Origin of the sequence: Streptomyces sp. NPDC044984, from assembly GCF_040646935.1 — a bacterium.
Taxonomy (GTDB): domain Bacteria; phylum Actinomycetota; class Actinomycetes; order Streptomycetales; family Streptomycetaceae; genus Streptomyces.
In genome coordinates, this window is record NZ_JBEZBE010000084.1 from 1 (window position 1) to 7858 (window position 7858).

A 7858-nucleotide genomic window follows, 5' to 3' on the forward strand; every position below is an offset into this window, starting at 1 on the left:
GGGTGGAGTTGAGCAGGCCGAACACCGAGTGGACGGCCGAGCGGGCGGCCGGTTCGGCCAGCTCCGGGTACCAGGGCCCCGTACCCGGTGTACGGGGCATCAGCGCGCCGGGAGGCGGTTCGTCCCGGGGGCGCGAAGAGAGCGGGAGGGTGCGTCCGGGCCGAACGGCTCATGGGCGTCCGGGGGCTTCGCAGTGCGTGGCCGCGTACGCGTAATCGGCGCCCCCCGCCTTCCTGACCGTCGCCCGCAGGGCCAGGTTGTCGCGCACCATGCGGTCCAGCAGTTCGGGCCGGCCGGGGGGTGCGGTGCGCTGGAGCCCGAAGACGACGGTCAGGGCGTCGCGCGCCTTCGGAACGTTCGGCGCGGCGAGGCGGGCGGTGGGGACGGGGTAGAGGAGAACGCTCCCTCCCGGTCCGATGTCCTCCTCGGTGAGGCCGGCCAGGGCCTGCGTCACGAGCGCTGCCGCTTGGCGTCCCGGCAGGAGCACGTTGCACCGCGGATGCGGATGGTGCTGCCACGAGCCGGTTGCTCTCAGCCTGGCTTCCAACGGCGCGACCCGGTTCAGAAAGTCGCGGTAGGAGGTGGTGCCGATCGTGTCGACGTGATGGTGTGCCAGGTCCTTGAGCAGCGCGGTGTCGTCGGGCTCGTGCGGTGCGTCGAAGGACTGCATCGCCTCCAGGACGAACCTCCAGCCCGACGTTCCCGAGCAGTGGGCGTGCCCCTCCACGTGTTCGAACCGTCCCTCGTGAACCAGCCGTTGCTGGTCCGCGAGGAGTGCGGCGGGATCGTGGTAGACGAGTCGGTACGTGCGCGCCGAACTCCTCGTGCCGGTGAGCGCGAGGGTGGCACCGGTGATGATTCCGTACCGGCCCAGGCTCCCCCTGACCGCGTCGAAGAGTTCGGGACGCCGGACGGGCGAGCAGGTGAGAAGGTCTCCGTTCGCGGTGACGACCTCGAGCTCGAGCACGTTGTCGGCGACGCTGCCGTGCCGGTGGCTGGTGCCGCCGATCCCGCCGACCGACAGTGTCCCGCCGACGGACAGCCCGAGGTGGTCGGGCACCACGAGAGGGGCACGGCCGCGGGGCAGGGTGGCGTCGAGGACCGCGCTCCACCGTGCGCCGCCGTCCACCCGCACGCGATCGGGGGCCGGCTCACCGACGGCGCAGAGCGCGGACAGGTCGACCACGATCCCGTCCGATGCCTGCGCCTGGCCGTCCACCGAGCAGCCCGCGCCCCGGGGGACCACCGCGAACCCGTTCTCCCGGCCGAAGCGCACGATCGCCGCGACGTCCTCGGCGTCGGCGGGGTGCAGCACGGCGACGGGCCGGAGGTGTACGCGGTTGCCGAAGTCCCGCGCCGCGGCGGCGAGGTCGCTGTCGCGTGTGCTGAGGACACCGCGCAGGAGTGGCGGACCAAGACGGCGGAAGAGCCCGGACCGGGGCGGGACGCCGGTCACGATGCGGCTCCCCACGGGCTCGGCCGCTTCCGCACGGTCCTTGGAGGTGCCGCGGGGCACATGACGAGTTCCTCGCTCATGACGACTCCATGAAGTCCGGTGGTACGGGGCTCGCACGTCCCCGTGCGACTCGACGTCCCGGGCTTCCGCCGGCGTGGGCCGGGGCCGCGAAACCGCTCCGCCCGCGCGGGAGTTTCCGTCCGCGTCGGCAGCCGCTCGTCCCGGGACCCGGTTCATGATCGTGACCGTGGGGCGGCCGGTACATACTCCCGCGTGCGCTGTTTCCCCTGCCGCGGGTCCGGCCGGCTGTCCGGGGCGCCGGATGCGAACGAGGACGCGTCGGCGGCCGTGGGCCGTCAGGTCCTGATCTCGCCGATGACGGTGTCCACGACGTGGACGGCGAGCCTGTCGACGACCGCGCGGTCCTGTCGGCGCAGCGGGCCGCGGATCGCCAGATCGGCGAATCCGTGGACCCCGGACCAGCAGACCCACTCGGCGTCCACCCGTCGCTCGGGAGTCAGTGCGTCGGCCTTGACCATGCCGTCGAGGGCGTCGACCAGGAGCTGGTAGGGCGGCGGCACACGCGCCTCCGAATCACCGCCGGGTTCGTCCTGGAGCAGGATCGCAAGCTCGAACCAGCCGGGTTCGGACAGTGCGAAGTGGATGTAGCCGAGGCCGACTCCCCGCAGCTGCTGCACCGCGTGGGCAACGGGGTCCGTCTGATCCGCGACGTCCTGCATGCGGTCGAGCATGGCCTGCGCCAGCTTGTCCTGGGCCCGGGCGGCGACGGCGAGCACGAGTTCGCGCCGGTCGGCGAAATGCCGGTAGGCGGCGTTCGGCGTGACGCCCACGGACCGGGTGATCTCCCGGAGCCCGAGCGCGTCGGCTCCGTCCTTGCGGGCACGCTTCAGGCCGGCTTCGATGAGCGCGGACCTCAGACCGCCCCGGTGATAGGGATGCGCGTCACGGACCATGGTGTGCCCCTGCCTCCCGGCCGCGGTGCGGACAGCCGGAACCGGCGGTGACAGCCCGGGCCGGGCGGTGGCGCGCACCGCGCGGACAGGTCCCGCACGGATGTCTTCCGATCTGTGCAGCGTGCCCGATTCCGCATTTTCCAGAATTCCGGAGATGGTTGATGTGGACAGTGTACGCGTTCGGCCGGTTCTGCACCAAACGCCGGATAGTCGCGCGCATCGAGCAATCCGGAAGAAGGCGCCACCCGCCCCGGTGTGGAAGCGTGGAAGCCTGGACGGGACAGGCCTCCGGCTGCGGCGTGCGCCCTGCGCCGTGCGCAGAAGTCCGTTCTGCGGGGACCGGGTTGCGAGCGGCCGGCACCGTGGTGCCGGACCGCGGGTCTTCATCCGGTATTCCGCCGTCCGTGGCCCCCTTGGGCCGTGAAAAGTATATGGTGTGAACAACCTGATGTGCACAGCGTATACATCAGGACGGTCGATCAGGTGGGACGAGGAGGCGGCACCGGTTGCGCGGGGGGATCCCGCCCGCTCCCGGCGGCCCTCGATCACTCGGCACCGGGCCGACTTCACGGCATCTACGACCAAGGGAGACAGACGCGTGACCACGGTGAACCCGGATGTGGCCGCGGACGGCGCCGAGGACGCCCCTCGGGCGAAGGCGGATCCTCGGCGCTGGTGGGTACTGGCCCTGCTCTCCGGGCTGCAGTTCATGATCCTTCTGGACATGACCGTCGTGAACGTGGCGCTGCCGCTCGTCCAGGACGGCCTCGGCTTCTCGGAGGCAGGCCTGACCTGGGTGGTCAACGGGTACGTGCTGGCGGCCGGGGGGCTGCTGATCCTCGGCGGCCGCCTGGCCGACGTCTTCGGCCGGCGGCGCCTGCTGCTGATCGGCGTCGGCATCTTCGCGGTGTCCTCGGCCGTGTGCGGGGCGGCCGTCGTTCCCGGGATGATGGTCGTGGGCCGGTTCGCCCAGGGGACGGCCGAGGCCATCGCGGCTCCCGCGTCACTGGGACTGATCGCACTGCTCTTCACCGATCCCAAGGAACGGAACAAGGCCCTGGGGATCTGGGGCGGACTCGTGGCGCTCGGCGGGACCCTGGGGTACATCGTCTCGGGAGTGCTGACCGACCTGACGTCCTGGCGCTGGATCTTCTACATCAACCTGCCGGTGGCGCTGGCCGTGCTGCTGGTCATTCCGCGCATGGTCACCGAGAGCCGGATGGAGCGCGAGAAGGACCAGGGGCTCGACATCGCCGGCGCGGTCACCTCGACCGCGGGGCTCGTGGCCATCGTCTACGGACTGCTGCAGGCCGCCGAGCACCCCTGGGAGTCGGCCTCGGTGGTGCTGCCGCTCGCCGGCGGCATCGCCCTGCTGCTCGCCATGGTCATCATCGAGCGCCGCGTCGAGAACCCGCTCATCCCGCTGGAGTTCTTCGCCAACCGGACCAGGTCGGTCATCAACTTGACCTCCCTGTTCTTCATGGCGGCGTTCATCTCGTACACCTTCATCCTGACCCTGTTCGAGCAGCACGTGCTGGAGTACTCGCCGCTCGAGACCGGCCTGGCGTACCTCCCCCTCGGATTCGCCATCGGCATCGGCATCGGGGTGGGGACCGCGCTGACCCCGCGCATCGGAGTGCGGGCGGTCGTGGCGATGGGCTTCATCGGGGCCGGGATCGGGCTTCTGCTGACGAGCACGGTCGACGTCGGCACCCGTTACGCCGGAGGGATCCTGCCGGGGATGATCGTGTTCGGCGTGTTCGCGGGCGTCACCATGCCGGCCGCGACGAGTGCCGCCCTGCACCAGGTCACCGACCAGAACTCGAGTCTCGCCTCGGGCGTACAGAACACCATGCAGCAGATCGGAGGAGCCCTCGGGCTCGCCGTCCTGGTGCCCCTGGCCATCCGGTACACCGCCGGTGAGATCCAGGCGGGTGTCCCGGTCGACACCGCGGTGACGTCGGGATACGTCCTGGCCTTCCGGGTGGGAGCGGCGCTGATGATCACCGGCGGCCTCCTGATCGTGGCGCTCTTCGAACGGGTGGATCCCGAGCTGCGCGACCCGACCTCCGAAATAGTCGCCCAGACCCGCTGACACGAGCCTCCGGCAGCCCATCGGCCCCGATTCCCCGAACCGACCCGGCACAGCGAATCAAAAAAGGGCTCCGCCGGGCGGACCCCGGAGGGAATTCGAGTATTCCTCTCCACTTCGGCAAGTCCGGTTGCCCGGCGGACCCCGGATTGTGTACGGTGTAAACATGGCAGACGAAAAAGAAAAGACCAGCGAATCCTCCTCCTTTCCCGCCGTTCCTGGCTGGTTCGATATATCCACCCCGGACTCCTCCCGGGCGCGGGCTTTCTACCAGGAAATCTTCGGCTGGACGATCAGCGCCCTGGACGACACCTACGCCATGGTGAGTTCCGGGGACGGCCCGCCCTCCGGCGGAATCGGTCAGGCCGGCCCCGAAAGCCCGTACGTCGGGGTCGTCCCCTATTTCCCGGTCGCCGACGTGGAGGCAGCCCTCGCTCAGGCGGAGAAGCTCGGCGGCTCCGTGAAGATGCCGCCGCAGGACACCCCCACCGGCCGTATCGCCGTCTTCACCGACCCCGACGGCAACAACGTCGGAGTCATGAGTTCCTGAACCCCCACGTGCCTGGGCCCCGCACGGTGTTCCTCCGTGCGGGGCCCAGGCGCGTCCCGGCGCCGGCGACGCCCCGTCGGGGCGCCCCCCGGGGACACCCGGCCCCCCGCCCGGCCCCGGCCCCGGCGCCCCGCGTCCCGGCTCCCCTCCCGCACGGCCGCGCGCACGGGTGGGCGGCTCCCGCTCTCCGCAATCAGGAAGACGCCGCGGACGGGCCGTGAGACTAGCGTGAACAACGATCGAGCCGCCCGCACCGGCATGCACCGGTGCCTGCCGCGCGCCCCGTGGTGGCCCTCCCGCGTCCTCATCCGCCGAAAGCCGCCTGGCGCCTGTTCCGCTACAACAGACCCTGCTGGAGGTTGTGTCCATGACCGAGGCTGTGTGCCCTTACCGTCTTGACCCCGAGGGCGCCGACACGCACGGGGAGACCACCCGTCTGCGCGAGCAGGGCCCGATCGCGCGGGTCGAACTCCAGGACGGCGTGCTCGCGTGGTCGGTGCACGACTACGCGGTCGCCAAGCAGATCATGGCCGACGAGCGCTTCTCCAAGAACCCCCGCAAGAACTGGCCCGCGTACATCAACGGGGAGATATCGAACGGCTGGCCCCTGATCACCTGGGTGGCCATGGACACCATGGCCACCCAGGACGGCGCCGACCACGCCCGTCTGCGCAAGCTGCTCCTGAAGGCCTTCACCGAGCGGCGTGTCGAGTCCATGAGGCCGCACATCGAGAAGACGGTGAACGAGCTCCTCGACACCATGGCCGCCAAGGCCGACGACGAGATCGTGGACATCAAGGCGATGTTCCACGCCGAACTGCCCACGCGGCTGATGTGCGACCTCTTCGGTGTGCCGGAGGAGAGGCGCGCCGAGGTGCTGGCCGGGGGGCACAAGAACATCGACACCCGGATCTCCTCCGAGGCGGCGGAGGCCAATCTCGGGCAGTGGCAGGAGGCCATCTCCGATCTCGTGGCGTACAAGCGCCATCACCCCGGTGACGACCTCACGAGCGCGCTGATCGAGGCCAGGGACGAGGGTTCGCGGCTGACCGACTCGGAGCTGATCGGCACGCTGCACCTGCTGCTCGGCGCCGGCTCCGAGACCCTGGTGAACGCCCTCGCCCACGCCTCCCTCGCCCTGCTCACCGACGCCGGCCTGCGCGAGAAGGTGACCTCCGGCGAGATCCCCTGGGGGAACGTGTGGGAGGAGACGCTGCGGGTGGAGTCGCCCGTGGCGCACCTGCCCTTCCGCTATGCGACCCAGGACTTCGAGATCGGCGGTGTGCGGATCTCGAAGGGCGATCCCCTGCTGGTCGACTTCGCGGGCATCGGCCGGGACCCCGCCGTGCACGGCGACACCGCCGACGAGTTCGACGCCCTCCGGCCCGACAAGACACACCTTTCGTTCGGGCACGGCGTCCACTACTGCCTCGGCGCGCGGCTCGCGAAGCACGCCTGGATGATCGGCATCCCCGCGCTGTTCGAGCGCTTCCCCGACATGGAACTGGCCGTCCGCCGCGACGAGCTCAAGGGGCAGGGAAGCTTCGTGGTCAACGGTCATGCCGGTCTGCCGGTGCACCTGAAGGGCAGGGCCGCGGCCCTCGCCCGGTGAGGCCCGCGCCGACGACTCGACCACGCCCGTCGCGCCGCGCCGTTCGCCGGTGCGCGCGGACGCGCCGGGCGACGTGAACCCTCGGACAAGGAGACTGTCGATGGTGGATCCAGCAGCAACGGCCGAAGCCGGGGTCGTGGGGGACGGACTGCCCCTGGGCGAGGACTACGCGGGACCGCGGGACCTCCCGGTCGAGACCGTGGTGTCGGCCGACGGCACCACGATCGCCTACGAGAAGTCGGGAAGCGGCCCGCCCGTCGTCATCATCGGGGGCGGACTCAACGACAAGGCCATGTTCACGCCGCTCGCCCAGAGCCTGTCCCGGCGGTTCACGGTGTTCAACTACGATCGCCGCGGCCGTGGGGGCAGCGATCACGGGGACCCGGAGCAGTACACGATCGACCGTGAGGTGGAGGATCTGGTCGCGGTGCTCGACGCCGTCGGGGAACCCGGCCACGTCTTCGCCAACTGCAGCGGCGGCATGATCGCCATCCATGCGGCGGCGGCCGGCGTCCCCATGGCGAAGCTGGGCCTCTACGAACCGCCGTACTCCTCTCCCCCGCTCAACGGCGACGAGGTCGACCGGCTGAAACGGCTCGTCGCCGAGGACCGCCGGGAAGAGGCGGTGACCCTCTTCGGCAAGGAGATCGTCAAGTTCATGACGGACGAGACGCTGGAGAGGTTCAAGCAGCACCCTGCCTGGCAGGCGTTCGAGTCCATGGCACCCTCGTGCGTCTACGACGCGATCATCAACGACCGGTACGGTTCCATCCCTCACACGCTGCTGCCGAAGATCGCTGTCGAGACGCTGGTCCTCAGCGGCTCCGAGAGCGCTCCGTGGATCCAGGAGGCCTGTGTGACGCTCTCCGAGGAGATCCCCCGGGCCCGTCTGCTGCGCATCGAAGGCGAGGGGCACCTGTTCAACCAGCAGACGGGCGCGCCGTTGCTGGTGGAGTTCTTCGGGGGGTGACCCCACCGGTGCGGTCCTTCGCGAGGGGCCTGCGGCGGCGGTGACGGCGGACCGGGTGCGGCCGCACCCGCCGGGGCTCGACGGAGGCCGGGGGCCTGCGGGCGTCGTACGACTCCTTCGGCTCCTTCGGCTCCTTCCTCCGGTGGACCCGTTCCGCCGCTGCCGGGGGCGACTCCGCCGCCGCACGCGCCCGCGCCGGGGGCG

At 70.6% G+C, this 7858-nt stretch carries 6 protein-coding genes and 1 pseudogene; 4 read left to right on the plus strand and 3 right to left on the minus strand.

The features are described from left to right. The 3 genes and pseudogenes from AB0A94_RS38310 to AB0A94_RS38320 all read right to left on the minus strand — a co-directional run. Positions 1-70 (minus strand): annotated as a pseudogene (locus AB0A94_RS38310) (TetR/AcrR family transcriptional regulator); the annotation flags it as partial. Positions 71-169: 99 nt separating this feature from the next. Further along, positions 170-1516 carry an FAD-binding protein gene (locus AB0A94_RS38315; protein WP_361751628.1) on the minus strand — a complete coding sequence of 449 codons (1347 nt, stop codon included), beginning with the start codon at positions 1514-1516 and terminating at the stop codon, positions 170-172. 296 nt (positions 1517-1812) lie between these two features. Next, the gene (locus AB0A94_RS38320) at positions 1813-2430 is read right to left on the minus strand and encodes a TetR/AcrR family transcriptional regulator (RefSeq protein WP_361751630.1); all 618 of its coding nucleotides are present in this window, start codon (positions 2428-2430) and stop codon (positions 1813-1815) included. A gap of 598 nt (positions 2431-3028) precedes the next feature. Between AB0A94_RS38320 and AB0A94_RS38325 the strand changes: the two genes are divergently transcribed. From AB0A94_RS38325 to AB0A94_RS38340, 4 genes are all read left to right on the plus strand, one after another. Further along, positions 3029-4525 (plus strand): MFS transporter, encoded by a 1497-nt coding sequence (locus tag AB0A94_RS38325; RefSeq protein WP_361751631.1) that lies wholly within the window; start codon positions 3029-3031, stop codon positions 4523-4525. A 163-nt stretch (positions 4526-4688) separates the two neighbouring features. Further along, positions 4689-5072, plus strand: a complete 384-nt coding sequence (locus tag AB0A94_RS38330; protein ID WP_361751633.1) for a VOC family protein — start codon at positions 4689-4691, stop codon at positions 5070-5072. A gap of 367 nt (positions 5073-5439) precedes the next feature. Then, on the plus strand, positions 5440-6684 hold the full coding sequence (locus AB0A94_RS38335; protein WP_361751635.1) for a cytochrome P450: 1245 nt from the start codon (positions 5440-5442) through the stop codon (positions 6682-6684). 100 nt (positions 6685-6784) lie between these two features. Beyond that, a complete protein-coding gene (locus AB0A94_RS38340; RefSeq protein WP_361751637.1) occupies positions 6785-7654 on the plus strand; it encodes an alpha/beta fold hydrolase in 870 nt (289 codons plus the stop codon). Positions 7655-7858 lie beyond the last annotated feature (204 nt).